This window comes from Kaistia soli DSM 19436 (assembly GCF_900129325.1).
GTDB classification, from domain to species: domain Bacteria; phylum Pseudomonadota; class Alphaproteobacteria; order Rhizobiales; family Kaistiaceae; genus Kaistia; species Kaistia soli.
In genome coordinates this window covers 69,542-95,099 of the sequence record NZ_FQUP01000003.1, presented here as the reverse complement: position 1 = coordinate 95,099, position 25,558 = coordinate 69,542, and the positions used below count along the sequence as shown (strand labels likewise).

19 protein-coding genes, 1 tRNA gene and 1 pseudogene are annotated in these 25,558 nt (G+C 63.6%); 13 read left to right on the top strand and 8 right to left on the bottom strand.

Annotated elements, in window-relative coordinates; all coding sequences use genetic code 11:
- Nucleotides 1-7 precede the first annotated feature (7 nt).
- From BUB39_RS13940 to BUB39_RS13930, 3 genes are read left to right on the top strand one after another with little or no spacing between them, the layout of a single operon-like run.
- The gene (locus BUB39_RS13940; protein ID WP_073054424.1) at nt 8-1,057 is read left to right on the top strand and encodes a branched-chain amino acid ABC transporter permease; all 1,050 of its coding nucleotides are present in this window, start codon (nt 8-10) and stop codon (nt 1,055-1,057) included.
- Nucleotides 1,057-2,811, top strand: coding sequence for an FAD-dependent oxidoreductase (locus BUB39_RS13935; RefSeq protein WP_073054421.1), 1,755 nt, complete (start codon nt 1,057-1,059; stop codon nt 2,809-2,811). The genes BUB39_RS13940 and BUB39_RS13935 overlap by 1 nt, the downstream gene beginning before the upstream one ends.
- 9 nt (nt 2,812-2,820) lie before the next feature.
- Nucleotides 2,821-3,711 carry an intradiol ring-cleavage dioxygenase gene (locus BUB39_RS13930; RefSeq protein ID WP_073054419.1) on the top strand — a complete coding sequence of 297 codons (891 nt, stop codon included), beginning with the start codon at nt 2,821-2,823 and terminating at the stop codon, nt 3,709-3,711.
- 56 nt (nt 3,712-3,767) lie between these two features.
- On the opposite strand, the gene BUB39_RS13925 is transcribed toward BUB39_RS13930, so the two are convergent.
- The 3 genes and pseudogenes from BUB39_RS13925 to BUB39_RS25015 form a co-directional block, all read right to left on the bottom strand.
- Complete coding sequence (locus BUB39_RS13925) at nt 3,768-4,097, bottom strand: DUF1488 family protein (protein WP_210187081.1); 330 nt, start codon at nt 4,095-4,097, stop codon at nt 3,768-3,770.
- Between the two features lie 17 nt (nt 4,098-4,114).
- Nucleotides 4,115-4,459, bottom strand: coding sequence for a hypothetical protein (locus BUB39_RS13920; RefSeq protein WP_244540255.1), 345 nt, complete (start codon nt 4,457-4,459; stop codon nt 4,115-4,117).
- 117 nt (nt 4,460-4,576) lie between these two features.
- Nucleotides 4,577-5,014 (bottom strand): annotated as a pseudogene (locus BUB39_RS25015) (aldo/keto reductase).
- Between the two features lie 496 nt (nt 5,015-5,510).
- Between BUB39_RS25015 and BUB39_RS13905 the strand changes: the two are divergent.
- The gene (locus tag BUB39_RS13905; protein WP_073054408.1) at nt 5,511-7,682 is read left to right on the top strand and encodes a GGDEF/EAL domain-containing response regulator; all 2,172 of its coding nucleotides are present in this window, start codon (nt 5,511-5,513) and stop codon (nt 7,680-7,682) included.
- Between the two features lie 76 nt (nt 7,683-7,758).
- The gene (locus BUB39_RS13900) at nt 7,759-10,170 is read left to right on the top strand and encodes a sensor histidine kinase (protein WP_175561867.1); all 2,412 of its coding nucleotides are present in this window, start codon (nt 7,759-7,761) and stop codon (nt 10,168-10,170) included.
- 50 nt (nt 10,171-10,220) lie between these two features.
- On the opposite strand, the gene BUB39_RS13895 is transcribed toward BUB39_RS13900, so the two are convergent.
- From BUB39_RS13895 to BUB39_RS13885, 3 genes are all read right to left on the bottom strand, one after another.
- Nucleotides 10,221-11,174: a crotonase/enoyl-CoA hydratase family protein gene (locus BUB39_RS13895; protein WP_073054404.1), complete on the bottom strand. Its 954-nt coding sequence runs from the start codon at nt 11,172-11,174 to the stop codon at nt 10,221-10,223.
- 950 nt (nt 11,175-12,124) lie between these two features.
- On the bottom strand, nt 12,125-12,682 hold the full coding sequence (locus tag BUB39_RS13890) for a hypothetical protein (protein WP_139251478.1): 558 nt from the start codon (nt 12,680-12,682) through the stop codon (nt 12,125-12,127).
- A 231-nt stretch (nt 12,683-12,913) separates the two neighbouring features.
- A tRNA-Ser gene (locus tag BUB39_RS13885) sits at nt 12,914-13,003 on the bottom strand.
- A gap of 695 nt (nt 13,004-13,698) precedes the next feature.
- Here BUB39_RS13885 and BUB39_RS25985 point away from each other — a divergent pair.
- From BUB39_RS25985 to metG, 5 genes are all read left to right on the top strand, one after another.
- A complete protein-coding gene (locus tag BUB39_RS25985; RefSeq protein WP_425292915.1) occupies nt 13,699-15,024 on the top strand; it encodes a septal ring lytic transglycosylase RlpA family protein in 1,326 nt (441 codons plus the stop codon).
- Between the two features lie 84 nt (nt 15,025-15,108).
- Entirely contained in the window at nt 15,109-16,269 is a 1,161-nt protein-coding gene (locus BUB39_RS13875; RefSeq protein WP_073054397.1) for a D-alanyl-D-alanine carboxypeptidase family protein, read from the top strand.
- Nucleotides 16,269-16,952 carry a dTMP kinase gene (gene tmk / locus BUB39_RS13870; RefSeq protein WP_073054395.1) on the top strand — a complete coding sequence of 228 codons (684 nt, stop codon included), beginning with the start codon at nt 16,269-16,271 and terminating at the stop codon, nt 16,950-16,952. The genes BUB39_RS13875 and tmk overlap by 1 nt, the downstream gene beginning before the upstream one ends.
- 10 nt (nt 16,953-16,962) lie before the next feature.
- Nucleotides 16,963-18,039, top strand: coding sequence for a DNA polymerase III subunit delta' (locus BUB39_RS13865; protein WP_073054393.1), 1,077 nt, complete (start codon nt 16,963-16,965; stop codon nt 18,037-18,039).
- Nucleotides 18,040-18,107: 68 nt separating this feature from the next.
- Complete coding sequence (metG, locus tag BUB39_RS13860) at nt 18,108-19,664, top strand: methionine--tRNA ligase (protein WP_073054391.1); 1,557 nt, start codon at nt 18,108-18,110, stop codon at nt 19,662-19,664.
- 79 nt (nt 19,665-19,743) lie between these two features.
- Here metG and BUB39_RS13855 read toward each other — a convergent pair whose 3' ends face one another.
- Nucleotides 19,744-20,727, bottom strand: coding sequence for a glycosyl transferase family 90 (locus tag BUB39_RS13855; RefSeq protein WP_073054390.1), 984 nt, complete (start codon nt 20,725-20,727; stop codon nt 19,744-19,746).
- A gap of 215 nt (nt 20,728-20,942) precedes the next feature.
- Here BUB39_RS13855 and BUB39_RS13850 point away from each other — a divergent pair, with 215 nt between their 5' ends.
- The 3 genes from BUB39_RS13850 (at nt 20,943) to BUB39_RS13840 (ending at nt 23,659) form a co-directional block, all read left to right on the top strand.
- Nucleotides 20,943-21,752 carry a TatD family hydrolase gene (locus BUB39_RS13850; protein ID WP_073054388.1) on the top strand — a complete coding sequence of 270 codons (810 nt, stop codon included), beginning with the start codon at nt 20,943-20,945 and terminating at the stop codon, nt 21,750-21,752.
- Between the two features lie 4 nt (nt 21,753-21,756).
- Entirely contained in the window at nt 21,757-22,584 is an 828-nt protein-coding gene (locus BUB39_RS13845; protein ID WP_073055514.1) for an MBL fold metallo-hydrolase, read from the top strand.
- A 124-nt stretch (nt 22,585-22,708) separates the two neighbouring features.
- Nucleotides 22,709-23,659 carry a lysylphosphatidylglycerol synthase transmembrane domain-containing protein gene (locus BUB39_RS13840; RefSeq protein WP_073054386.1) on the top strand — a complete coding sequence of 317 codons (951 nt, stop codon included), beginning with the start codon at nt 22,709-22,711 and terminating at the stop codon, nt 23,657-23,659.
- Between the two features lie 60 nt (nt 23,660-23,719).
- Here the strand turns inward: BUB39_RS13840 and BUB39_RS13835 are convergent, their stop codons facing one another.
- Complete coding sequence (locus tag BUB39_RS13835) at nt 23,720-25,546, bottom strand: glycoside hydrolase family 2 protein (protein WP_073054384.1); 1,827 nt, start codon at nt 25,544-25,546, stop codon at nt 23,720-23,722.
- Nucleotides 25,547-25,558: the final 12 nt, after the last annotated feature.

The window sequence follows — 25,558 nt, the reverse complement described above, 5'->3', positions numbered from 1 at the left end:
GGGCGGCATGTACAAGCTCACCACCCGCACCCGCGCCGGCACGACAACCGCTATCGTCGCAGTGGCACTCGTCCTGGCGGGCCTCCCCTTGCCCGCCGTGACATCGCGCGGTGTCATCCAGGACCTGTTCTTCATCCTGACCATGCTGACGCTGGCGCAGCTCTGGAACCTGCTCGCCGGCTATGGCGGCCTCGTTTCGGTCGGACAGCAGGCGTTCGTCGGCATCGGCGCCTATGCGATGTTTGCCGGCGTCATTCTCGCCGGCTGGAACCCGGTCTGGGCGATCCTCCTCGGCGGTGTCGCCGGGCTGCTTCTCGCGATCCCGACGGCCTTCTTCGCGTTCCGCCTGCAGGGCGCCTATTTCGCCATCGGCACCTGGGTGATCGCCGAGGTAACGAGGTTGCTGATCGCGCAATGGAAGACGCTGGGCGGCGGTACGGGTACGTCGCTGCCGCGCGAGGCGACGAGCAACATCCTCGGCACCGACGCGATTCGGGCCCTTTTCGGCGTCCGCGAGGCGGCCGCGCGCGACATCCTCGCTTATTGGCTGGCGCTCCTCCTCGTCGTCATCGTCACAGGCGGGATCTACTGGCTGCTGAAGAGCCGCCTCGGCCTGGCGCTGGCGGCCGTGCGCGACAATTCTGAGGCGGCGCGCTCTGTCGGCGTCGATACCGGCCGGCTCAAATGGGCAGTGTTCCTTATCGCCGCTGCCGCGACGGGGCTGACGGGCGCGCTGATCTTCATGCAGACAGCTCGCATATCGCCGGATGCCGCCTTCGCCGTTACCGATTGGACCGCCTACGTCATCTTCATCGTGGTCATCGGCGGCATCGGGACGATCGAGGGGCCGATCGTCGGCGTGATCGTGTTCTTCATCCTCCGCTCGGCCTTGGCCGATTACGGCAGCTGGTACCTGATGACGCTCGGTGTGATCGCCATCATCGTCATGCTTTTCGCCCCCAAGGGGCTCTGGGGTCTGATCTCGTCAAGGTCAGGCCTGCACCTGTTCCCGGTCCGCCGCAGGCTGACCGGTCCTAAGATCGAGGGAGGAATCTGATGGCGAATATCGAGACCGATGTGCTGATCGTGGGAACGGGCCCTGCCGGCTCGGCCACCGCGGCACTGCTCGCAAGCGCCGGCATCGCCAACATGGTCGTCAACCGCTACCGCTGGCTATCGAATACGCCGCGCGCTCACATCACCAACCAGCGCACCATGGAAGTGCTGCGCGACCTTGGGGCTGAGGTCGAGGCTGAGGCGATGATGCACGCCTCGCCGCAGGAGATAATGGGCGAGAACGTCTTCTGCGAGAGCCTCGCCGGGGAGGAGATCGGCCGCATGAAGAGCTGGGGCACGCATCCCCACTCCAAGGCTGAGCATCTCCTGTCATCGCCGACCTTCATGAACGACCTTCCGCAGACCTTCATGGAGCCGATCCTGTTCAAGACCGCCTGTTCGCGCGGGACGCAGGCACGGATGAGCACGGAATATCTCAGCCATATCCGGGACGCCGAAGGCGTCACGACGACGCTACGCGACCGCCTTTCGGGGGCGACGTTCACCGTGCGCTCGAAATTCCTGGTCGGCGCCGACGGCGGCAATTCGCTGGTCGCCGAGCATCTCGGCTTGCCTTTCGAAGGCAAGATGGGCGTCGGCGGCTCGATGAACATCCTGTTCCGCGCCGACCTCTCGAAATATGTCGCCCATCGTCCCAGCGTTCTTTATTGGGTCATGCAGCCCGGCGCCGATGTCGGCGGCATCGGCATGGGCCTCGTGCGCATGGTGCGGCCCTGGAATGAGTGGCTCATCGTCTGGGGCTACGACATCAACCAGCCGCCGCCAACGGTGACGCCAGAACTCGCGACCGAGGTCGCGCGCCAGCTCGTCGGCGATCCGGAGCTCGAGATCGAGCTGCTCGGCGCCAACACCTGGACGGTGAACAATTGCTTTGCGACACAAATGTCGAAGGGCAGGGTGTTCATCATGGGCGATGCCGCGCACCGGCATCCACCGTCGAATGGCCTTGGCTCGAACACCTCGATCCAGGATGGCTTCAACCTGGCATGGAAGCTTGCCAAGGTGGTGAAAGGGCAGGCGGGTCTCGCGCTGCTCGATAGCTATACCGCCGAGCGCGCACCGATCGCCCGCCAGATCGTAACGCGCGCCAATCAGTCGATCGGCGAATTCGGGCCGATCTTCGAGGCGCTCGGCATGGATGGCGGCGTCGATCACGACAAGATCCAGCGTAACATGGAAGCGCGCGCCGACGCGACGCCAGCGGCCGAGAGCCAGCGCGAAGCTCTCCGCAAGGCAATCGCCTTCAAGAAATATGAGTTCGACGCGCATGGCGTCGAGATGAACCAGCGCTACAAGTCGGCCGCGACAGCGTCGGACGGGCAGGCAGAGCCAGCCTTCGACCAGGATCGCGAGCTGCATTACGCGCCGACCACATGGCCCGGTGCCCGGCTACCGCATGTCTGGGTCTTCGACCGCGCGGGTAAGGCGGTCTCGACGCTCGATCTCTGCGGACATGGCGAATTCACTCTGCTGACCGGCATCGGTGGCGAGGCGTGGGTTTCGGCGGCGGAGACCGTTGGCGGCGAGTTCGGCCTGCCGATCCGCACCCATGTCATCGGTCCGCGCCGCGCGATCGAAGATCATACCGGCGATTGGGCACGCGCCCGCGAGATCCGTGATGCGGGCTGCCTGCTCGTAAGGCCCGACCATCACGTGGCCTGGCGCTCGGAAGGGCTCGCCGCCGACCCCGCAGCCGAGTTGCGCCGGATCCTCAAATCCATTCTCGCGCGCTGAGGAACAGCCATGAGCAACGAGCACGAGTATGGCTATTTCACCGAGGCGAACTCAGCCGACGTCGTTGTCGCGCGCAATGCCAACGCGAACGACGAGCGGCTGAAACAGGTGATGGAGGTCATCACCCGCAAGCTGCACGAAGCGGTCAAGGAGATCGAGCCGACGCAGGACGAGTGGTTCCGCGCGATCATGTTCCTCACCGAAACCGGCCAGATCTGTAACGAATGGCGGCAGGAATATATCCTGCTCTCAGACATCCTTGGCGTCTCGATGCTGGTCGACGCGATCAACAACCGGAAGCCATCCGGCGCCTCGGAATCGACCGTCCTCGGCCCATTCCATGTCGACGATGCGCCCGAGCTGCCGATGGGCGCCGACATCTGCCTCGACCAGAAGGGCGAGCCGATGTTCGTCCATGGCCACATCCTGGATACGAAGGGCAACCCAATTTCGGGCGCCAAGATCGATGTCTGGCAGGCCAATGACGAGGGCTTCTACGACGTGCAGCAGAAGGGCATCCAGCCCGACTTCAACCTGCGGGGCGTATTCCGGACCGGCGATGACGGGCGCTACTGGTTCCGCGGCGTGAAGCCGAAATACTACCCGATCCCCGATGACGGCCCCGTCGGCAAGCTGCTTGGCGCGCTTGGGCGCCATCCATACAGGCCGGCGCATCTGCACTACATCATCTCGGCCGAAGGTTTCGAGCAGCTGACAACGCATATCTTCGATCCCGACGATCCCTACATCAATTCAGATGCAGTGTTCGGCGTGAAGAAGAGCCTACTCGCGGAGTTCTCCAAAGTCGAAGACACGGCCGCAGCCGCCACGGTCGGCGTTACCGCGCCCTATTACGACGTGGAATTCGACTTCATCCTGTCGCGCGAGAAGGCCGGCTAGCCGTCCACACTCAGATCGAGGAGCGTGGACGCCGCCGGCGCGGCGTTCGACCACCTTTATCCGAAGTCTGTCGCAGACAGCCGGTGAAATCCGTCCGGCTTTTGTGCATGTGCGCGCGCGGCGACCTTTTGGATCTGGACACGGTTGCCATCAAAGACGCGCAGCAGTGCTTCCTCGTCGTCCGGAACGGTCGAATTCAGCCGCTTCAGCGCATCGCTGCCGATCTGAAACGCGACTTCGAACTGGGATTCATGGCCCCAGAAACAGACGCAGTCATGAGAGGCGTTGTAGCTGCGGCTCTGGTTGGGAAAATTGAGCGACATTCGGCATTCTCCACGGTTGGCGGCGCAATGGGCCTGTGCCACATCGCCGCCGTCGATCGGCACAAGCGCCGAGGCTGAACCTAACTGGCCAGCACTTTCTGGCACGCGTCCGCGACGGCCCGATCCGGGTCTTTTCCGACGGCCAGTGTCGCCCAGCCATTCGCCATCACCAGATCACGCCGCTGATAGCTTGACGCAGACTTGAGCGCCGCGAGCCGCTCGGACGACTGCGGATCCGCTTGAGCATTGACGACGCAATAGGGCGTCAAAGCTGTTACAACACGGGCATCGGCGATCGTTTCCGCATTCTCTCTCGACGCACTCCCGGTTACCCAGCCGCCCCAGGAAAACCCGACCACCGCCATCACGACTGCCCCGACGACAGCGCCACCGAGAGCAGCCTTGATCCATTCGAACTTCGGCAATTGTTTTCCTATCATCCAGAAGACTGCCCGATTACGCAGGCACGGTACCACGTTAATTGGTAGGTCAATCAATAATTAACGGAGTTTATCTGGAAGTCTGAAATTAAACTTTGCTAATTATCGAATTGCTGAGTCGACGGCTGCGACATTGCTTGTCATTCGCACTGGATTCACGATCGCGCAGCAGGTGCGGAGGCTAGGGGTCAGCCCATCCCACTCATGCAGCTGGTAGAGGTCGATATCGTCCGTCCGCAGCCGCTGGAGGCTTGCCTCGCACGCGGCGATGATGTGGTGGCGGGAGAGCCTCTCGTCATTGGGTCCCGAGCCCATGGGGAAACGGACCTTGGTGGCTAAGACGAGATCCTAGCGGCGGCCCTCGATCGCCACGCCCAGGATCTCTTCCGCCCGGCCGTTCGAATAGGCATTGGCGGTATCGACGGTATTGATTCCCGCGTCGATACAGATCTCGAGGAGATGCCGGGCCTCCCGATCGTCGGTTGCTCCCCATTTCGAAAGCGCCCCGACGCCGCCGAAGGTCGCTGTCCCGAAGGCCATAGAGGAGGCCTTGAGACCCGAACGCCCCAGTTGACGGTATTCCGTACGGGCGCTCCTCTTATTCGGCTCAATTTCTTGGTGGATAATGGCTCGATACGGCATGATGCCGAATGGCATTGACACCACCCCCGTGGCTGGCACCGGGAACCGGCGCTACGAAGGCGCGGCCAGCCATTCGCAATCTGGTGCAGAACCGCGGCGATATCGATAGTTGTATGGGACAGCATCGCAAGCGCCCGAACGAACCCTCGGCGCTTCAAGCCTTTGCGCGGAAGACCCAGGCGATGCATCGGCGCGATATTGAAGTTGGGATCAAATTGTGCCGGCCGGTCGAACCGACCGCTACCTCTTGCCCAGCCACAAGCGTATACGCATAGATCGAGGTTGAACGCACTTCGCAACCGCTTGTAAGGCAACTTATTGCCGGTCGTCGCCGTTCGCGGTGCTAACGCTATCGTCGTAAGAGGTTCGCCCTGTGTCCACGGCGCTTGAACTGATGCACAAGATCGTCATTGTCGATGACAGCTCGACCAATCAGCGCATCTATTCGAAGCTGGCGAGGCAGATCGGATCCGAGCTTGAGATTCAGACTTTCGGAAATCCGCGCAAGGCGCTGGACTGGCTTGCCGAGAACACCGCCGATCTGATCATTACCGACTACAAGATGCCGTTGATGACCGGTGCGAAGCTGACCGCCGCCATCCGGGACAATGTCTCCAATCGGGACGTTCCGGTCATCGTCATAACGGCCTACAACGATCAGCACTTCAGGGTCGCCGCTCTGGAGGCGGGAGCGACGGATTTCCTGCTCAGCCCGGTGGACCACGTCGAATTCCTCGCCCGGGCCAGGAACCTTCTGAAGCTCAGGACCCAACAGCTGCTCCTCGCGAAGCGGGCCGACCTGCTGGAGATCAGCCTGAACGCCAAGGAACAGTTGCTGCGGGAGAGTCGCGAGGCGCTGGCCCAGGTCATCGACACCGTCCCCGCCATGATCAACGCAACCGATCGCAACGGTCGCTGCGTATTCGTCAACGCCCATCAGGCCGCCTTCTACGGCAAGGCGCCGGAGGATCTGGTCGGCCAGCCGATCGAGACGCTTCTGGGGGAGGAGAGGGCTCATATCAGCCGCCGACTCGACCAGCTGGTGCTCAAGACCGGCCGCTCCATATCGTCCCGGCAAGAGGACGTGCTGGCGCCGGATGGCGAGCCGCGAATTTTCCTCACCAGCAAGGCCCCGCTCTATGACGGGATGGGCGAGATCGCGAGCGTCCTTTCGACGTCGATCGACATCACCGACCAGCGCCAGGCCGAGCGGCGCCTGCTGCACATAGCCAATCACGATCTGCTGACGGGCCTGCCCAACCGCCTGCTGCTGCGGGATCATCTGCGGCGCGAACTCGCGCGCGGCCGACGGGGCGATCAGAACTTCGCCCTGCATTTCATCGATCTCGACCGCTTCAAGGCGGTCAATGATGCGCATGGCCACCATTGGGGGGACGAGCTGCTTCAGCGTGTCGCCGAAGCTCTGTCGGAACTTGTCGGAGAGAGCGGCACCGTGGCGCGTCTGGGTGGCGACGAATTCGCCGTCCTGCAGCCCGACATCAATGGCTCCGATGACGCGGGCCGGCTGGCCCAGTCGATCCTCGACCTGCTCAACAGCGAATCGGACAGCCGGCTGTCGCTTAATATCGGCGCCAGTATCGGCGTCACCCTGGCCCCTCTCGATGGGACGGATCCGGACGACCTGCTCAAGAACTCGGACCAGGCGATGTACCTCGCCAAGTCGCTCGGCGGCGGGACGTGGCGCTTCTTCGCCCCCGACATGCGCCCTCGCGCGAACCAGACGGTGCAGATGGAGGCCGAGTTGCGCGGTGCGTTGTCGCGCCGCGAATTCACGCTCCACTATCAGCCGCAGATCGACCTGCGTGGCGACAGGGTGGTTGGCGTCGAAGCGCTTCTCCGCTGGCAGCATCCGCAGCGCGGCCTGCTGTCCCCCGGCTCGTTTCTGAGCCTCGCCGAAGAAACAGGCCTGATTCTGCTCATCAACGAGTGGGTCTTGAACGAGGCCTGCCGCCAAGGCGCGGCATGGGAAGCGTCCGGGCTGCGTGACCTCCGCGTCGCCGTCAACATGTCGCCGATTCAGTTCAAGCGCCAGGGAGTGGAAACGCTGGTCAAGGAAGCTCTCGGAGCGAGCGGCATGCGGCCGACATCGTTGGAGCTGGAACTGACGGAGGGCATCCTGCTCGGCAATGACGAGCAGATCGTCAAGCAGATGCACATCCTGCGGTCGCTGGGCGTAACCCTGTCGGTCGACGATTTCGGCACGGGCTATTCCTCGCTGAGCTACCTCCGCAGCTTTCCGCTGCACCGACTGAAGATCGACCGTTCCTTCGTCCAAGATCTGGGGAGCGATCCCAGCGCGCTGGCGATCGTGCGTACCATCATCGACCTCGGCCATATCCTGCATCTCCAGGTGCTGGCTGAAGGCGTCGAGACGGAGTCCCAGCTCCAGCTCCTGCGTTCGGAGGGCTGTGACGAGGGGCAGGGCTATTATTTCAGCCGACCGGTTCCGGCGGATGAATTTGCCGACTGGATCGCGCAGTACGGTAAGGGAGGCACCGAGCGCCGGCAGGCCTCGATGGAGAATGAGCATGCCCGCACCGTCTAGGGTGCTCCGGCCATTGACCACGCCGCTTCACTGGATGGCCGAACGACTCCGGGACCGGCCCGATAGTGAACATGAGATGAGCTTCAACCGGCTCATTTTCGCAATCATCATCGTCATCGTTCTGGTGATGTCGCCGTCCCGCGACGATACGGCTCCCGCTCTGAACGTGATGGTGCTCTACATCGCCCTCGCGCTGGGGGTGCTGGGGCACATCCTGCTTTTTCCAGGGCGTTCGCGCGGCCGGCGCCTCTTTGCCCTGCTGATGGATTGCGGCTTCCTTTCCTGGCAGTTGTATCTGGGCGGCGAGGTCGCCTCGCTATTCTTCCCTATCTATCTCTGGATCATTTTCGGCAACGGCTTCCGTTTCGGTCTGGTTTCGCTGGCCGTCGCTATTCCGGTTGCGACGGCGTGCTTCGGCATCGTGGTCTTGACGACGCCGTTCTGGTTCAATCGCTGGCATCTCTCGGCGGGGCTGCTGGGCGGGCTCGTCATCCTGCCAGCCTATGCCGGGACGCTCATCCGCAAGCTCTCCCAGGCCACGGAGGCCGCCGAGGAGGCGAGCCAGGCGAAAAGCCTCTTCCTTGCAAGCGTCAGCCACGAATTGCGCACCCCGCTGACGGCCATTGTGGGCATGACCGGACTGCTGCGGGTCGGCCCGCTCGCCGCCGACCAGCGCGACATGGTCGAGACCGTCGATGTGGCCACCCGTTCGCTTCAGTCGCTGATCAACAGTCTGCTCGATCTCTCGCGGATCGAGGCCGGGCGCATGCCAGTTTCGAAGGAAGCGATCGACCTTGTCGCACTGCTCGTCGATGCGCGCCGGCTGGTCGAAAGCCAGGTGCGCGAACGGGGATTGAGCTTCGACATCCACATCACCGCGCGCACGCCGCTAAGGCTGCTCGGTAGCCGCCAGCACCTGCACGAGATCCTGGTCAATCTGGTTGGCAATGCCGTGAAGTTCACCCGTGATGGCGGCGTGACGATCGCGGTGGACGGCGAGCCGCAGGAGGACGGCAGTGTGCGGTTGACGGTGGAAATCACAGATACCGGCATCGGCATCGCGCCGAAGGACCAGGAGCGGATCTTCGAGGATTTCACGCAGGCCAATCCCAGCATCATGAATCGCTTCGGCGGCACGGGGCTGGGCCTCGCGATCGCGCGGCGGCTGGTGGAACTGCTGGGAGGCTCGATCTCCGTCGAAAGCTCCTTGGGCGAAGGTAGTACCTTCCGTTTCGACATCCTCACCTCAACGCTGCCGGATGAGGGTCTCTCAACCGAGGAACCCTGGCGCGAACGCGGCGTCGTCCTCGTTTGCCGCGATGCGGCCCCCCTGGCTGAGTTGGTCACCATGCTTGGCACGCTGGGGGTGAAGCCTCTGATCGCCGATCCGAGCCGCGGGCCTGCGCGTATGTTCCCGCCGCATGCCGCTGATGCGGTTCGACTGCTTTTCGACCCGGACACCGCCAATCTGCCGCTCGTGTCCACGAACGCGTCAGGCCCCCCGCCGAAGGTCGTCCTGATCCGACCGGACGCCCCGCCGACATTACCGGCGATGAAGATCCGGCAGCGGAGCGCCTGCCTTCTTTCGCAGCACCCGACGGCGATCGAGCTGCGCCGTGCGCTGACGATCGCCTGCCGGCTGGCGGCCCCGGCGCCATCGCTGGAGCAAGCTGCGACTATAGATGCGGTTCCGCCGCGCCGGCCCCGCAGCATCTTGCTGGCGGACGATAATCGCATCAACCAGCGCGTCTTTTCCCGCATCCTCGAAGCCGCCGGCCATTCCGTGCGGTTGGCGGAAACGGGCGAGCAGGCGCTCGACCTCCTGGAGGAGCGGGCGGATCAATTCGACATCGTCCTGATGGACTTCAACATGCCCGACACCGACGGGCTCGAGGCCACGAAGCTGTTTCGGATGATGGCCAACGGCGGACGGCGGCTCCCCATCGTGGGCCTGACCGCCGACGCGACCGCTCTGATGGGCAATCGCTGGCGCGAGGCGGGCATGGACGACTGTCTCATCAAGCCGGTGGAGCCCTCCGTGCTTCTGGCTCTCGTCGACCGACTGGCTAAGGACGGGCTCGAGAGGCTCGTCCCGGGCGAGGCTCGGCCAGCTTTGGTCCGTCCGGCTGTCCTGCCAAGCTTGGACGAGGTGGTCGTCGAGCGGCTGCAGAAGCTGGGAAGCGCGGAGTTCGTGATCGAATTGATGGAAGACTATCTGTCGGACGCCGAGATCCTGCTGGAACGGCTGGCCAAGAGCGCCGCCAAGGGCGATCTCGAGACCTTTCGCAGCGATGACCACGCCCTCCAGAGCAGCTCGGCGAATATCGGCGCTCTGGCCCTTGGCCGGATCTGCGCATCCTGGCGAGACCTGCGCAGCGATGAATTGCGGGCGGGCGCCGCGGATTTTGCGCGGCAGTCTAGGGCGGAACTGAAGCGCACGCAGAAAGCCATGCGCGCCTATTCGGCGCGCGAAGCTGGCCTCGGCTGAAGCGCCGGGGCGGCAGGCGATGCGCCTTGTGGGCGCATCGCCGAGCGACCTCATTCGGCGGCCACCAGAACGGGCATGCTGGAGTGAAGCGTCGCCAGCCTGCGGTCCTGCGCCGCGCAGAGCCGGTCCATTTTGCGAAGATCGGCCTCTGTCAGGTTCAATGCCGCTTCGGCCCAGATATCGACAACGTCGATCAACTCGTCCAGGGTCACCGGATTGACGCGCCGCCGTGCCCGATAGAGCGACTGGTGGGCGTTGTGCTTGCGGTTGTGGCGCGCAATGTAGTCCAGCACGGCCGACTGGCCCTCACCGTCTTCCGCCAGTACATCGACGACGCCCATATCGTACAGCTCTTCAGCCGTGTGGATACGGCCCGACAGGATGAGCGCCTCCGCCTTATCACGGGTCATGCGCCGCGACAGGAAGCTGTAGGCGCCCATGCCGGGGAACATGTTGAACAGGATCTCGGGCAGGCCCATCTTTGCGCTGCGCTCGGCGACGATCAGGTCGAAGGAAAGCGCGTGCTCGAAGCCGCCGCCCAGTGCATCGCCCTGAACAAGCGCCATCGTTACGACAGGCGCGTCGAAAGCCACGGCATTGCGGTGGATGGCCTCGACAGCGACATGGCCGTAATGCTGCATGGCCGACAGGTCCCGGCTGCGGATGCGCTGCGCGAAGTGCCCGAGGTCGCCGCCCAGATTGTAGATCCCCGGCACGGCCGAGGCCATGACGAACCAGGAGAAGGGCGCTTCCGCCGGGCTGGAGAGGTTCGCGAAGCTCTGCGTGATCGCCGTCTGCATCCGACTGATGTCGTGCATCAGGCCGTGCGTGTAGGAGGGCTTGCCCACCGGATCCATGAGGCACCAGCACGTCGCATTGAGCGTATCGATGTCGACGTGCAAATTGTCATAGCCGATATCGCGGATCGCCCTGGCGGCCTCAGCCTTCGCGAGCTTGCCGGGATCCGACGTCGCCCGATTCAGTACAACGAAATCGTTTTTCATTGGGATTGTATTCAATTTCTTGCTCCATCTGTTTATAGAACGTTAAGAAGGTCTCACGGCAGCGCCGAGACCGAAGGACAGACGCAAACATACTAGCCCCTAGACGTGCAACGAGAAGTAGAAAGCGACAAGGGTTCGGGTCTGGTCGGCACGCAGGAATGAGAGCTCGAACGGTGTCCGACGGTCGATTTGCATCGATCCCGACAGGTTGGCGGTCCGGTGCTTCACTCGCCGCGCCGGCCCGGGCAAGGTCCTGTTCGATGCGCTGGAAACCCCCGGTGAACCCCCCGGCGATTTTCAGCTGGTTCTCGTGTTCCCTTCTTCTGAAGTCGCCATATAGCGGCTTAGGGCTGCAAGATCTGCGTTCGACCATCTCGCGCCGCGAGGGTGTTTCAGTCGCGACTGCTGGAATTCCCAGATAGCTCCTGATCCAGTCAGATCGAGACACCTTCCCGTCCGATTCATCGCAGGTCTCCACTTCGAAGTTCGCGCTCCCGCCGGCGCGGATCAGCTCCAGATGCCGGCCGGCCCACGCCAGGCACCGGCAAGGGCGAGGAGGGCGGGGCGCTTAAGCGCCACCGTGTGACAGAGGCCGTCGCGGTCGGAAGGCCGCCGCGCCGTCCGTCACCCCATTGCCGCCGCCAGCGACCTCATGCAACGCCCCTAGCGCCAGTCACCTGCCAGGAGGCCGGCCGACTATCTCGGGAAGACCGAAGCGGTTGCCCGTGAATGATAGGTTGGTTGGCAGATTGTCTCGTGTTTGAACGCTCGAACGATGCCGAGTCGCGTCTGAGCGTGAGAATGGGCGGCGCGTCGTCCATCCGGTCGTCTGAAAGTGGTGAACTCCGCCCCTAGGACGCGCTCGGTCTGAAAGTTGCTGCGGACGGCGCGCACCGTGCCGCGCGATCGGCTGCTGTTCCGCTTGGTCGCGAGGCCGGCCGGCAGCCTCATCAGCGCAGCAGGCCGTCCAGGTCGAAATCGTCCCAGCCTTTCAGCGGCGTCTTCTCCTGACGAGCGCTGCCCCCAGCCTCCGCGTTGTCCGCCAGCTTGCCGGCCTTCTTCAGCGCGGCCTTCTGCCTGCCACGCTGGCGATTCTCGGCCGCCGCCAGCGCGTCCTGCTCGCGCCAGATGTCCGGCAGGTTGCGGTCGAGGATGTCTTCGATGTGGCGCGGCTCGAAGACATGGAAGGTGATCTTTCGCGCGCGACCGCGCAGCTTGACCGTGCGGGTGCCGGCGCTCTGCAGCCGACCGTCCTTCAGCCAGCGGTGGCGCTCGGCCGTCTTGATTGAAAGGATATCTTCGATCTCGCGCGGGATGATCGGCAGATCCTCGATGCCGGTCAGTGTTTGAGCGACGACGGCGGCCGTGGCCGCATGAGGGTCGAGATCGTCTTCCGGGACGCGCAGCACGAGTGTGCCGGTTTCGACGTCGACCAGTTTCCGCTCGATAAACGACAGCTGCGCCCGCACCTCGAGCAGGATACCCCGCGTCCGGACAGCAGATCCCAACGTGGCCGCTGTCGACAAAGGCCATTGCTGGACAAGTCGGGTGGGGGCTTTCGGCTTGGACGAGCGCGGCATGGCCTTGAAAAGCACCCTCCGGGGATTTTCCGGGGATTTGGTCCGCCTTAGCGCCCGATTCCGAGGTCTTCGTATCAGTTGGCGCGCATTATTCTCGCATCGAACACGGTCAACGAACGGTCGAAAAGAGCAATACGTATTGCAAGTACAACGAGTTACTGGCGGATGGGGTGGGATTCGAACCCACGGAGGGCTTGCACCCTCGGCGGTTTTCAAGACCGCTGCCTTAAACCACTCGGCCACCCATCCGGACCCTGAACGCTCCCGCCTTGGTGCAGTCATGCCCCCACGAGGGGCGCTGCTGCCAGGCGCCTAACGGTCCCGGAGACCCGCCTTTAGCGCGCCTCCGATCGTCCCGTCAACACGCGCGGCAGCGTCGGACGTCGCGCCATGTGGAGCGTTCGGCGGGCATCGGCAGGCACCCTCGAATTCCATAGATTTCGCGCCGAAGGGAAGCGTCCGCCCTCAAGAGGTGCCGCGAGAAGCGGTGGTCCAATCCGCGAATATGGCCCAACAACCGGACTGTTGGGCGGTGGCCAATCTCATGCCGGTGCTTGTCCGGATTTGTCCGCGTCCCGACAGATGGTCACGAATTTCACTTGTCCGGGTGAGGGCTTCTTAACCACCTGTCAACAGAAGTGCCTGCCTATGGAGCATGGGATGGCCGGGCGGTATCGCCTTGTCCGTGCCGTCGGCGTGTCGGTGTTGAGGCGCGATCCGGCTGCTTGGTCGACAAGGCGGGCAGTTGCTGCTATCAGAGAGGCAGGATGGGGACGTCTAGTAAACACAGCCCGCGCGTATCGCGACTGGACCGTTTGGCCGCAAAGCCGTTTGTGGCAGCGTTGTTCATCGCCGCGGCAGCGTCATTCGTGGCCTCGTGCGCATCCGCGCCGCCGCCTTCCAAGAAGCGCTCGTCCGAATATTTTCCTGAGAGCAAGTATGGCGTGAAAGCCAGCCCGCGCGTTGTCCAATATGGGCAGGCCGTCCCGCAGGGCGGCGGACGCTATATGGTCGGCAAGGCCTATACAGTGAAAGGCCGTGTCTACAAGCCGTTCGAGAACCGCAAATATACGGCTGTCGGTTACGCGTCCTGGTATGGCTCCGCCTTCCACGGCAGGTATACGGCAAACGGCGAAGTCTATGACATGGATACGCTCTCGGCGGCGCATCCGACCATGCCGCTGCCGAGCTATGCACGCGTCACGAACCTCAAGAATGGCTCGTCAGTCGTGGTCCGCGTCAATGATCGCGGTCCCTATGAGCGTGACCGTCTGATCGATCTTTCCGCCAAGACAGCGGAACTGCTTGAGGTGAAGCGGCACGGAGCCGTCAAGGTCAAGGTCGAATATATCGGCCCGGCCAAGATGGAAGGTCATGACCGCCAGATGTTGATGGCGACCTATGTCGCACCGCAGAACACCGAGATCGGCAATCCGAATGTGATGGTTGCCATGAACGAGGTGAAGCGCGCGAGCGCGGTGGCCGTCGCCATGCGGTCGCAGCCGCGGGCGGCTGCGCCGACGATCTCGGTTGCGATGCGCCAGCCTGCGCCTACCGCGATCGTCCCTGTCGCCATGCGCGCGCCGGCCGCCAGTTCGCAGATCGTTCTCGCGATGGCCCCGATCCCGCGTGCACGCCCGGACATCTTCGTCGAGGGCGGAACGCCGATCGATCCGTACAATTATGAAATTCAGGCTGCGCAGAACAACGTGCCGGCCGCGGCGCCTGTCTATCAGGCTCCTGCCGCCGTTGCGATTGCCGAACCGGAAAGCGTCGCCGCGCCGACCGTTGTGCGCGCGTCGGCGACCGACGGCACGACCTATGGCGAGCGCACGCTCGGCAGTTTCACTGTCGACGATCCATCGGCGTTCACCGAGCAGGATCAACAGCCGGTCTATCGCTCCGCACGGTCATCCTACGCCTCTGATCCAGACTTCACGGAAGCGCAGCGCGCTGCCGATGATCTGGGGCGATCCTCCCGTGCCGGCCTCAAGCTCGCCTTGCAGCAAGCCGTTGCCCGCGCTGCTGCCGAGCGCAGCGCAGACGCGACGGAGATCGCCATCGGCGTCTTCGCCAGCGATGCCAATGCCGCAGCCATGGCGGAACGCCTCTCTTGGCTCGGGCGCGCGAGAACGGTTGACGTTGTCGTTGGCGGGAAGACGATGCAGCGGTTGACGCTGCTCGTCACCAACCGGGGCGTTTCCGACAGCGAAGCTGTCGCGGCCGTCACGGCGGCCGGCGCCCGGGATGCGTACGTCGTCACGCGCTAAGGAAGTCAGTGCCGTAAGGGCGCTTGACGGCCGGTCCGCAGCAACGACATCTCAAAGCCAGGGCGTCTCCGAGCGGGTCCTGTCATGCTGCCTTATGCGCCGCGCCAAGCTTTGATCGCCGTTGCATTGCTGCAGCTTTCGGTGGCTGCCGTCCAGGCGCAGCAAGCCTTCGACAGTAAGGCGCCGCGCGCCATCCTGATCGATGTCGATTCCGGCGCGACACTCTACCGAAAGGCGGAGAATGATCCGTTCGAGCCCGCCGCGATGGCAAAGATGATGACCATGGCGGTGGTCTTCGACGCCTTGAAGGCCGGCGAAGTCAAGATTGACCAGACTTTCAAGGTCAGCGAGAACGCCTGGCGCACCGGTGGCGCGCCGTCGCGTGGCGCCACGATGTTCGCGGCGCTCAAGTCGGGCGTGCCTGTGGCGGACCTGCTTCGTGGCGCGATCGTGCAGGCTGGCAACGACGCCTGTCTGATCCTTGCCGAAGGGATTGCGGGTTCGGAAGCGGCATTCGTGGTTCGCATGAACGAGAAGGCGGCGGCGCTTGGCCTCACTGGCTCGAGCTTTCGCAATGTCACGGGCCTTGCCGATCCAGAGCAGAAGACGACAGCCGCCGACCTCGCCACGATCGCCAACTATCTCGCGCTCACCCATCCAGATCTCTACAAGATTTATGCTGAGCCGGACTTCACCTGGAACAAGATTTATCAGCGCAACCGCAACCCGCTGCTAGCCGCCGGCATCGGGGTCGACGGCCTTTCGACCGGTTACAGCGAAACGGCGGGCTTTGGGCTGACCGCCTCGGCGCTCCGCGACGGCCACAGACTGACGGCGGTCGTCAGCGGCCTGCCGACCGACAAAGCGAGGGCGGAGGAAGCCTCCAAGCTGTTCGACTATGCAGATACGGCCTTTGAGCGGATAAGGTTCTTCGGCGCCGGAGAGACGATCGCCGATGCTCGGGTTTATGGCGGCGTGGCGGGTGGCGTGCCGCTCGCGACTACGGCACCACTCGATGTGCTGCTTGTCCGCGGCGCGCGAGACCGGATTCGTGCGCGGCTCGTCTATGACGGGCCGCTGGTCGCGCCTGTGAAGGCTGGACAGCAGGTTGGAACCGTGAAGGTCTATGTCGGAGACGACCTTCTGGTCGAGAAGCCGGTCGTCACGATGGCGGATGTCGCGACGGGAACAATGGAACGGCGGGCCTTTGATGCGCTCGGCGAATTGCTGATCGGCTGGCTCTGATGCGCGCAGAAGAATCTGGCGATCCGTCGGGATCGTCGTCGGCGCGGGCAGGGCGCTTCATCACCTTCGAAGGCGGCGAGGGCGCGGGGAAGTCGACACAGTTGCGGCGTCTCGCCGAACGCCTGAAGAACGACGGCATCGATGTGGTCGTGACGCGCGAGCCGGGAGGAACACCGACAGCAGAGGCGATCCGCAGCTATATTCTCTCCGGCGCCGCTGAGCCACTTGGCGCGGAGGGGGAGACGATCCTTTTCGCGGCAGCCAGAGCGGATCACGTCGATCAGGTCATCAAGCCAGCGATCGATCGCGGTGCATTCGTGCTGTGCGACCGGTTCATCGATTCCACACGTGCCTATCAAGGTGCCGACGGCGTCGATCCCACCTTCATTGATCAACTCGAGGCGCTTGCCATCGGCAACATGCGACCGCATCTGACGCTGATGCTCGATCTGCCGGCCGAGATCGGGCTGGCCCGGGCGGCGGCGCGGCGGGGATCGGATGGCGCCGATCGCTTTGAGCGCGAGACGATCGCCCGGCACGAGGTCCGCCGGCAAATCTTTCTCGGTATCGCAGCGCGTGAACCAGAACGGTGCATCGTGATCGACGCGACGCGAGAAGAGGATGACGTTGCGGCGGATATCTGGCAGGCCGTGGTCAGCCGATTGCTGGCACAAACCGAATGAAGGATTGATCATGGCCGCCTCGCCGGATCTGCCGCAGCTCGACGCGCTTGATGGCTGGCCGAGCCCTGAGCAGCAGACGGACTGGTATGGCTCCGTAGCTGACGAACAACTTCTGATTGACGCCTATCGCGGCGGGCGCATGCACCATGCCTGGCTGATCAGCGGTCCGCGTGGCAGTGGCAAGGCGACGCTCGCCTATCGCTTCGCCCGCTTCGCGCTCGCCCATCCCGATCCGACGCTGGCACCAGCAGCGACAAGCCTCGCGATCGACCCCGATCATCCGGCAGCGCGCAAGATCGCGGCCCACGCGCATCCGAATCTCCTGACCCTGGCGCGGCCTTATGACGACAAAAACAAGCGCTTCAAGGAATCGCTGACCGTCGATGAGGTCCGTCGCACGATCCCGTTTTTCGGCGCGACGGCCGGCGAAGCAGGCTGGCGCATTGCGATCGTTGATGCCGCTGACGACATGAATACCAACGCGGCCAATGCCTTGTTGAAGGTTCTCGAAGAGCCGCCACGCGGCGCGTTGTTCTTCGTGCTCAGCCATGCGCCGGGCCGGCTTCTGCCGACGATCCGCTCGCGCTGCCGACGTCTCGACCTGACGCCGCTCACGCCCGAAGCCATCGAACACGCGCTGGAGCGCCATTCCGATGCTGGACCGGATGAGCGGCGGTTCGCGGCGCTGGCGGGCGAAGGCAGCATCCGCCGCGCCGTCCGCTTTCTCGACGAAGACGTGTTGGCGATCGGCAACGCGTTCAGCCGCGCCGTCAGCCGATTCCCGGCGCTTGACGCGAACGCGGCCCACCGCCTCGGCGATCTTGTCGCGCAGAGGGGCGCCGACGACGCTTTCGAGAGCTTCCAGGACCTCGTCTTCGACTGGCTGGCGCGCCGCGCGCGCGGATTGCCCGAGCCGGAAACGCTCGGCGCTCTGCCACCGGTCGTGGCGGCCGTTCCGCTTGCGCACTGGGCGGAGGTATGGGAGAAAGTCCGCCAATCCTCGGCCGAGGTCGAGGCACTCAATCTTGACCGCAAGCAATACGTGCTCACGACTATCGACATGCTCGCCCGCGCAACCCGAATGTGACGCTCCGCGACCCTGACACAGTTCGGGGCCCTTGTTGATGTCGCAATCGAAAAAAAGGCGAGAAGGCGATGACGACGCCGAAGTACTACCTCACCACCCCGATTTTCTACCCGAACGGCGTTCCGCACATTGGTCACGCCTATACTGTGATCGCGACGGATACACTGGCGCGATTTCAAAAGCTCGACGGCAAGGACGTGTTCTTCCTGACCGGAACGGACGAGCACGGCCTCAAGATGCAGCAGACCGCCGAGAAGGCCGGCCTGGCGCCGCTTGCCCTCGCTGACCAGAATTCCGCGGCCTTCCAGAGGTTGGTCGCCGCGGTTGGCGCCGACCCCAGCGATTTCATCCGCACCACGGAAACGCGCCACCATCGGTCCAGCGAAGAAATCTGGCGCCGCATGGCCGAAAACGGCGATATCTACCTGGATAAATATGCGGGCTGGTACTCCGTCCGGCAGGAGCAATTCTTCGACGAGAAGGAGACGACGGTCGGTACGGATGGTGTGCGCCGCGAACCGCTGGGATCACCGGTCGAATGGGTCGAGGAAGAGAGCTACTTCTTCCGCCTTTCCGCCTATCAGGACCGTCTGCTCGCCCATTATGAGTCCAATCCGGACTTTATCGGACCGGATGAGCGCCGGAACGAGGTCATAAGTTTCGTGCGCGGAGGCCTTCGCGACCTCTCGATCTCGCGCACCACCTTCGACTGGGGCATTCCGGTGCCGGGCGACCCGAAGCATGTGATGTATGTCTGGGTCGACGCCCTGACCAATTACATCACCGGCGTCGGTTACCCCGACACAGAGAGCGCAAGCTTCAAGCGCTATTGGCCGGCCGATCTTCACGTCATCGGCAAGGATATCGTGCGGTTCCATGCGGTCTACTGGCCGGCCTTCCTGTTGTCGGCCGGGATCGCTCTGCCCAAGCGGATCTTCGCGCACGGCTTCCTGTTCAACCGCGGCGAGAAGATGTCGAAGTCGGTCGGCAACGTCATCGACCCGTTCTCGATGATCGAGACCTACGGCCTTGATCCCGTTCGCTTCTTCTTCATGCGCGAGGTCCCGTTCGGGCAGGACGGCAGCTATAGCCACGAGGCGATCGTCAACCGCATCAATGCCGATCTCGCCAATGACCTCGGCAATCTGGCGCAGCGCTCGCTGTCGATGATCGCCAAGAACCTCGACGGCACGTTGCCGGTTCCAGGGGCTTTGACCGACGCCGATCGCGAGATCCTTGCCAGCGCCGACGGTCTGCTGCCCATCTGCCGCGCCGCTTTCGCGAGCCAGCAGATCCACCAGGCGCTTGGCGCCATCTGGACGGTCGTCGCCGAAGCCAACCGCTATTTTGCGGGCGAGGCGCCCTGGCAGTTGAAGAAGACCGATCCGGAGCGCATGGCGACCGTGCTGTATGTCACGGCCGAACTGGTTCGCCAGATCGCGATCCTGTCGCAGCCCGTCATGCCAGCATCCAGCGGCAAGCTGCTGGATCTGCTGGGTGTCCCGTCTGATCGCCGTGATTTCAAAGCACTCGGCGAAGCAGGGCGGCTTGTAGGCGGGAGCGCTCTGCCGGTGCCGAGCGGTGTATTCCCGCGCTATGTCGCGGACGAAGGGACGCAAGCTTAGCCAGCGTGCCGATCAGACACCGGCATCGAGTAACAGGAGGCACCGGCGAAGTCGGTGCTTCCCACGTCCCGGGCGACGCTCAAGCTCCGGCGAAAATCTCGTTGATTTTCTGAACGCTCGCGACGGTTTCTGATTCGACCGTGCGGCGAAGGGCGAAGTCCTGGCCGGCTGCCGCAATCTCGCGGCAAGCCTGATCGTGATCGCGACACCATTCGATCTTCTCGACGATATCCGAGAGATCAGCTGCGACCGGGACATAATGCGTCCAAGGCACGAGATCGTCGTAATACCACTGGCGAAAGCCGTGCGACGACTCGACCTTCAGCATGCAGCAGCCCATGAGAAGCCGCGTGAACATGTTGCCCCAACTGTTTGTTGGGCCATCGATATCGAGCGCAAATTTGACACTGTGCCAGCGCGAGGGCGGGACGAAATCCCCCAGTAGTCCGTGCGTGCGGATTGCTTCTCGCGTCTGGTGGGAGGCGGCGTCGCGCTCCGTCGACGTCAGTTTCACATCGACATCGGGAAGCCCGCGCAGGGCGAGGCACAAGCGGACGCGCTGTTTGAGGCTCGGATCGTCCATGTCCATCTGCTCGGTGATGGCATGGCCAGGCCCGGTGATGGCGCCGCGCCAGAGCAGCGTCTCCTTGCGCCGGTTCCACTGCCCGGGCTTGCTGTCCGCCAGTTCCCGGAAAGGCTGATAAAGACGCGCCGTCATGAAGCCGGGGTCGGGCACCAGAACCGCTTGCGGCTCGTCGCTGCAGAAAGCGAGTTCGTTCGGTTCGTTTCCGCCGCCGTCCGAGATGTTGCCGAGCAGCGAAGTGACCTCAGGCGCCGTGCGCGACACCAGCCTGACCAGCGTCGGCAAACGGCGCCACATCATCTGGTAGAGGGGCCAATCGCTAGCAAGTCGATCGCGGTCGAGCACGATGTTGATCTGGTTGCCGATGCGCTCGAAGCCGACCAGATGACGATGGCGGCTGCGCTCGCTGCCATGCTCGAAGGCAAGGCTTGGCGAGAACGTCGCCATCTCGGAAATGCCGGTCGCAAGACGCCGCAGCATCACCTCTTCCTTGAGGCGCTTCGGTGTCAACCCAAACAGGGAAACTTGCAGGGAAGGCAATATCGAATCCCGTTCGGAATGATGCTTGCATAGATTGTAGAAGCGCGGGCCTCAGCCTGTCCAGAACGGTCGACAGGGCAGCACGAAGCAGCTACTCAATCCTCTGGCCCGTGCCTCGCCTCGAGGGCACGTCACGCAATTTGCTTTCAGGACCAATGCTCGTCGACAGCCACTGCCACCTCGATTTCCCCGAATTCGATGCCGACCGCGCGGGGCTCATCGACGAGGCCCACGCGGCAGGTGTCGGCCTGATGGTGACGATCTCGACTCGCGTTCGCCGGTTCGACCAGATCCGCGCCATCGCCGAGCGTTATCCATCCGTCTTCTGCTCCGTCGGGACGCATCCGAACAGCGCCCATGAAGAGCCCGATGTCACGACGGCCGAGCTCGTTGCCCTTGCCGCGCATCCGAAAGTGGTCGCGATCGGCGAGGCGGGGCTGGACTATGTCTATGGCGCCGAGCACAAGGCCGAGCAGGCGAGGGGCCTCAGGCGCCACATCGCGGCAGCGCGTCTCACCGGCCTGCCGCTGGTGATCCACGCCCGCGAAGCCGACGAAGATATGGTCGCCATCTTGACCGAAGAAAACGGGGAGGGTGCCTTCCCGGCTATCCTGCACTGTTTTTCGTCAGGGGCCAGACTGGCCGAGGTCGGCGTCGCGCTTGGCTGCTATGTGTCGTTTTCCGGCATCCTGACGTTCCGCAGCGCCGAGAACATCCGCGCGATCGCCCGCGACATCCCGGAAGACCGGCTTCTCGTCGAGACCGATGCGCCCTATCTGGCACCGGTGCCGCATCGCGGCCACACCAATCGCCCAGCCTATGTGCGAGACACCGCAGCCGTGCTTGCCGAGGTGCGCGGCCTTTCAATGGAGCGGATTGCGGCCGTCACGACGGCCAATTTCCGCCGCCTCTTCACCAAGGTGCCGGCGTCGGCATTCGAGAAGGCTGCTGCGGCCCATGGGTGAGCCGATGGAAACGGCACCAGCGGCCGAGCGCATCCGCATCACCATTCTTGGCTGCGGCGCCTCGCCGGGCACGCCCCGCATCGGCAATGACTGGGGCGCCTGCGACCCGTCTGAACCGAAAAACCGGCGCACGCGTGCCTCGATCCTCATCGACGGCTTCCGGGGCGACAGCCCCTATCCGACCCGCGTGCTGGTCGATACGGGCCCTGATGTCCGTAACCAGCTTCTCGAGGCGCGAGTCGACCGGCTCGATGCCGTCCTCTACACGCATCCCCATGCCGATCACACGCACGGCATCGACGACCTGCGCTCCTTCTGGCTCGATAGTCGCAAGCTGGTACCGGTCCATACGGACGACAGCACACAGGAGCGGCTGGAGGAGGCGTTCGGCTACTGCTTCAAGACGCCGGCCGGCGGCAGCTACCCGCCGATCCTCGGCCGCCAGAGAATCGTCGCCGGCGAGCGCTTTAGCGTCGATGGTCCGGGAGGAAGGCTGGCGATCCTGCCGTTCCGCCAGGTTCATGGCGATATCGATAGCCTCGGCTTCAAGATCGGCGACTTCGCCTATTCGAGCGATGTCAGCGCTCTCCCCGACGAGACGCTGCCACACCTGCAGCAGCTTTCATTATGGATTGTCGACGCGCTGCGCTGGCGGCCGCATCCAAGTCATTTCAGCGTCGATGAATCGATCGCCTGGCATGATCGCCTGCGCCCGCGCCGCACGATCTTCACGCATATGCATGGTGATCTCGACTATCGCACGCTCGTTGCGATGCTGCCCGGCGATATCGAGCCGGCCTTTGACGGCATGGTCATCGACCTTTCCCTCTAGCGATTGGTGTCTGCTTTGGAGGCGATCGGGCCGCTTAGGTCTGGCCGTCCCGGAACCAGCATGCCAATCTCCTGAAGCTGTGGCAGCGCCGGCGGAGATCGGTGCGAAAAGGAAAAAGGCGTCAATGAAGCTCCGCAACGCGGCATGGTCTATTTTCGGTATCGTGGCGGTCATCGTCTCGATCTTCATTCTCTATCGTGAGTTTCGCCGTATTTCTTTCGCGGCTGTTGCTGACAGCCTGGCGGCGATCAGCGTCCACAACTGGATCCTGGCGGTTTTGGCGACGCTTTGCGCCTATGGCGCGCTCGCCTGGTATGACCGGATCGCGATCGCCCATATCGGCGGCAAGAAGATCTCCTGGCTGTTCATCTCGCTCTGCTCGTTCACGACCTACGCGCTGTCGCACAATATCGGCGCCTCGGTGATTTCGGGCGCGGTGGTTCGCTATCGGGCCTATTCGACGCGCGGACTGACGGCGCAGGAAATCGGGCTTCTCATCGTCTTCTGCTCGTTCACCTTTGCCCTCGGCACCGTGCTGACCAGCGGGCTTGTGCTCGTGCTAAAACCGCATCTGATCACGCGCTTCATCGACGTGCCGCCTTTGACGGGACTGGTTCTCGGCCTCGTCCTGCTGCTTCTCGTTGCGCTTTATGTGTTTGGGTCCTGGCGGCATCTGCCTCCGTGGCACATCCGCAAGTTCTACGTTCAGTATCCGCGCCTTCCAATCGTGGGACGCCAGCTTCTCGCCGGCCCGATTGAGCTCGGCGGGGCAGCGGCGATCATCTATTTTGCGCTGCCGGAGACCGGGAATCCGGGCTACCTGATCATCCTCGGCATCTTCCTGGCCTCCTTCACGCTGGCGCTGCTGTCGCACGCGCCCGGCGGCCTCGGCGTGCTGGAAGTCACCTTCCTGGCTGCGTTGCCCGAGATGAACCCGAATGACGTGCTGGCGGCACTGATCGTGTTTCGCCTGCTCTACCTCCTGATTCCCTTCGGCCTTTCCTTGTTCATCGTGCTCGCCTTCGAGAAAACCCAGCTCGGCCGCAAGAATCTGCCGCCGCCTATCGGCCCCTGAAACAAGAAGGGCAGGGAGATCGCCCCTGCCCTTCGGTCTTCGGCTTATGAGATGCGGCGCTCAGTTGCCGCGTTCTGCCTGTGTCTTCAGCCAGCGGGCATTGTAGCCAAGCGGGTGTTGCGGCAGCCGCTCGATCGCGACGCCGAGATTGGCCGCCCGGATGGCCTCGATATCGGCCTTCGGCTTGCGGTCCATGGTGAGGACGCCGTTCTGCTCCTGGTAGGTGTCCGTCAGCTGCGTGTAGCAATAGCCGGCGAGGAGCTCGGAATCGGTGACCCCGGAGAGGACGTCGGCATAGCGCTCGACGAAATCCTCCGCGTCCTGCGCCGTGCTGTAGCCCCAGCCGGCCTCAGTCCCCATGAAATAAGCGATGCCACCGAATTCGGTCAGCATCACCGGCTGGCCGGCAAATGGATGGCCATCGATGGCAAGCGCGCGTCCCGCTGAACGGAATGTCGTCAGCGTGTCCTTGAAGGCAGGGGCGGAGCCATAACGCTCGTGCAGGATCGCGCCGCTATGATGATAGTCGTGCACCGCAAAGATGTCGGTGGCGATCTGCTCCCAGCCGTCATTGCCGCTCACCGGACGGGTTGGATCGAGCGTCTTGGTCAGGTGATAGAGCGCCTGCTGGTAGCTGCGCTGGACCGGGCTGTGCGGCAGCTCCGGGATGCCCCAAGACTCGTTGAACGGAACCCAGGCGACGATCGAAGGATGCGAATAGTCGCGCTCGATCGCTTCCTGCCATTCGGCCGTGAGCCGCGTTACGGACTCGTTCGAATAGCCATAGGCGCTGGGCATTTCCTCCCAGACGAGCAGGCCGAGCACATCGGCCCAATAGAGGAACCGCGGGTTCTCGATCTTCTGGTGCTTGCGCACGCCATTGAATCCGAGCGCCTTGGTCAGTTCGACATCGCGGCGCAGTTCCTCGTCGCTCGCGGTCATCACGCCTTCGCGCCAATAGCCCTGGTCGAGCACGAGACGCAGGAAGTAGGAGCGGCCATTCATGATGAAGCGGCCATTGGCGGTCGAGACGGCCCTGAGCGCGGTATAGCTCTTGACCTCGTCGACGACGTCGCCATTCGCATCGACCAGGAACAGCTCCGCATCGATGAGCTGCGGGTGCTCCGGCGACCAGACGAAGTCGGCCCGGGCGTCATCGATGCCCGGATCGGGGAGGGCGATGACGCGGCTGGTGTCCCGCCCCTTCAGGCCATATTCGTCCTCGACCAGCACGCGGCCGCCGAGCCAGAGCCGGACGCGCAGACGATGACCGTCAGGCGCAGCAATGCGCGTATCAAGGCGGATCTCGAACTTCGCGAAATCCGGGGTCCATTGCAGCCGCTCGATATGGCTGCGGCCGACCTGCTCGACGAACACGGTCTGCCAGATGCCGGTGGTGCGCGGATACCAGATGCCATGCGGGGCCGCGAGCCAGTCCTGCTTGCCGCGGGGCTTCATCATGTCGAGCGGATCGTCTTCGGCGCGGACGACGATGTCCAGCGATCCGCCGGTCATGAAGGGCGCAAGGCGGACGCGGACGGGCGTGTGACCGCCGATATGCGACGCGGCATGCTGGCCGTTGATCCAGACATCGCTCTTATAGTCGATGGCGCCGAAATGCAGGATCGCGTCATGCGCGGCATCAGGCGCGAGATCGGCGGGCAGCTCAAGCGTGCGGCGATACCAGACGACCGGATGGAAACCCTCGTCGTGGATGCCGCTTCGCGGTGCCTCGGGCGCATAGGGGACGGTGATGGTGCGATCAAACGAGGCATCGGCCGGGCCGGTCCAGCGTGCGTCGTCATCATAGGCAAACTGCCACGCTCCATCGAGCGAGAGCCAGCGGGCGCGCTCGATCTGCGGGCGCGGATGGTCACTATAGGCCAAGGCGATCCTCCA

Excerpts from the sequence above, each read along its gene's own strand:
- BUB39_RS13940 (WP_073054424.1), top strand. The coding sequence starts at position 8 with ATGTACAAGCTCACCACCCGCACCCGCGCCGGCACGACAACCGCTATC.
- BUB39_RS13935 (WP_073054421.1), top strand. The coding sequence starts at position 1,057 with ATGGCGAATATCGAGACCGATGTGCTGATCGTGGGAACGGGCCCTGCC.
- BUB39_RS13930 (WP_073054419.1), top strand. The coding sequence starts at position 2,821 with ATGAGCAACGAGCACGAGTATGGCTATTTCACCGAGGCGAACTCAGCC.
- BUB39_RS13905 (WP_073054408.1), top strand. The coding sequence starts at position 5,511 with ATGCACAAGATCGTCATTGTCGATGACAGCTCGACCAATCAGCGCATC.
- BUB39_RS13900 (WP_175561867.1), top strand. The coding sequence starts at position 7,759 with ATGAGCTTCAACCGGCTCATTTTCGCAATCATCATCGTCATCGTTCTG.
- BUB39_RS13895 (WP_073054404.1), bottom strand. The coding sequence starts at position 11,174 with ATGAAAAACGATTTCGTTGTACTGAATCGGGCGACGTCGGATCCCGGC.
- BUB39_RS13875 (WP_073054397.1), top strand. The coding sequence starts at position 15,109 with ATGCTGCCTTATGCGCCGCGCCAAGCTTTGATCGCCGTTGCATTGCTG.
- tmk (WP_073054395.1), top strand. The coding sequence starts at position 16,269 with ATGCGCGCAGAAGAATCTGGCGATCCGTCGGGATCGTCGTCGGCGCGG.
- BUB39_RS13865 (WP_073054393.1), top strand. The coding sequence starts at position 16,963 with ATGGCCGCCTCGCCGGATCTGCCGCAGCTCGACGCGCTTGATGGCTGG.
- metG (WP_073054391.1), top strand. The coding sequence starts at position 18,108 with ATGACGACGCCGAAGTACTACCTCACCACCCCGATTTTCTACCCGAAC.
- BUB39_RS13855 (WP_073054390.1), bottom strand. The coding sequence starts at position 20,727 with ATGCTGCGGCGTCTTGCGACCGGCATTTCCGAGATGGCGACGTTCTCG.
- BUB39_RS13850 (WP_073054388.1), top strand. The coding sequence starts at position 20,943 with ATGCTCGTCGACAGCCACTGCCACCTCGATTTCCCCGAATTCGATGCC.
- BUB39_RS13845 (WP_073055514.1), top strand. The coding sequence starts at position 21,757 with ATGGAAACGGCACCAGCGGCCGAGCGCATCCGCATCACCATTCTTGGC.
- BUB39_RS13840 (WP_073054386.1), top strand. The coding sequence starts at position 22,709 with ATGAAGCTCCGCAACGCGGCATGGTCTATTTTCGGTATCGTGGCGGTC.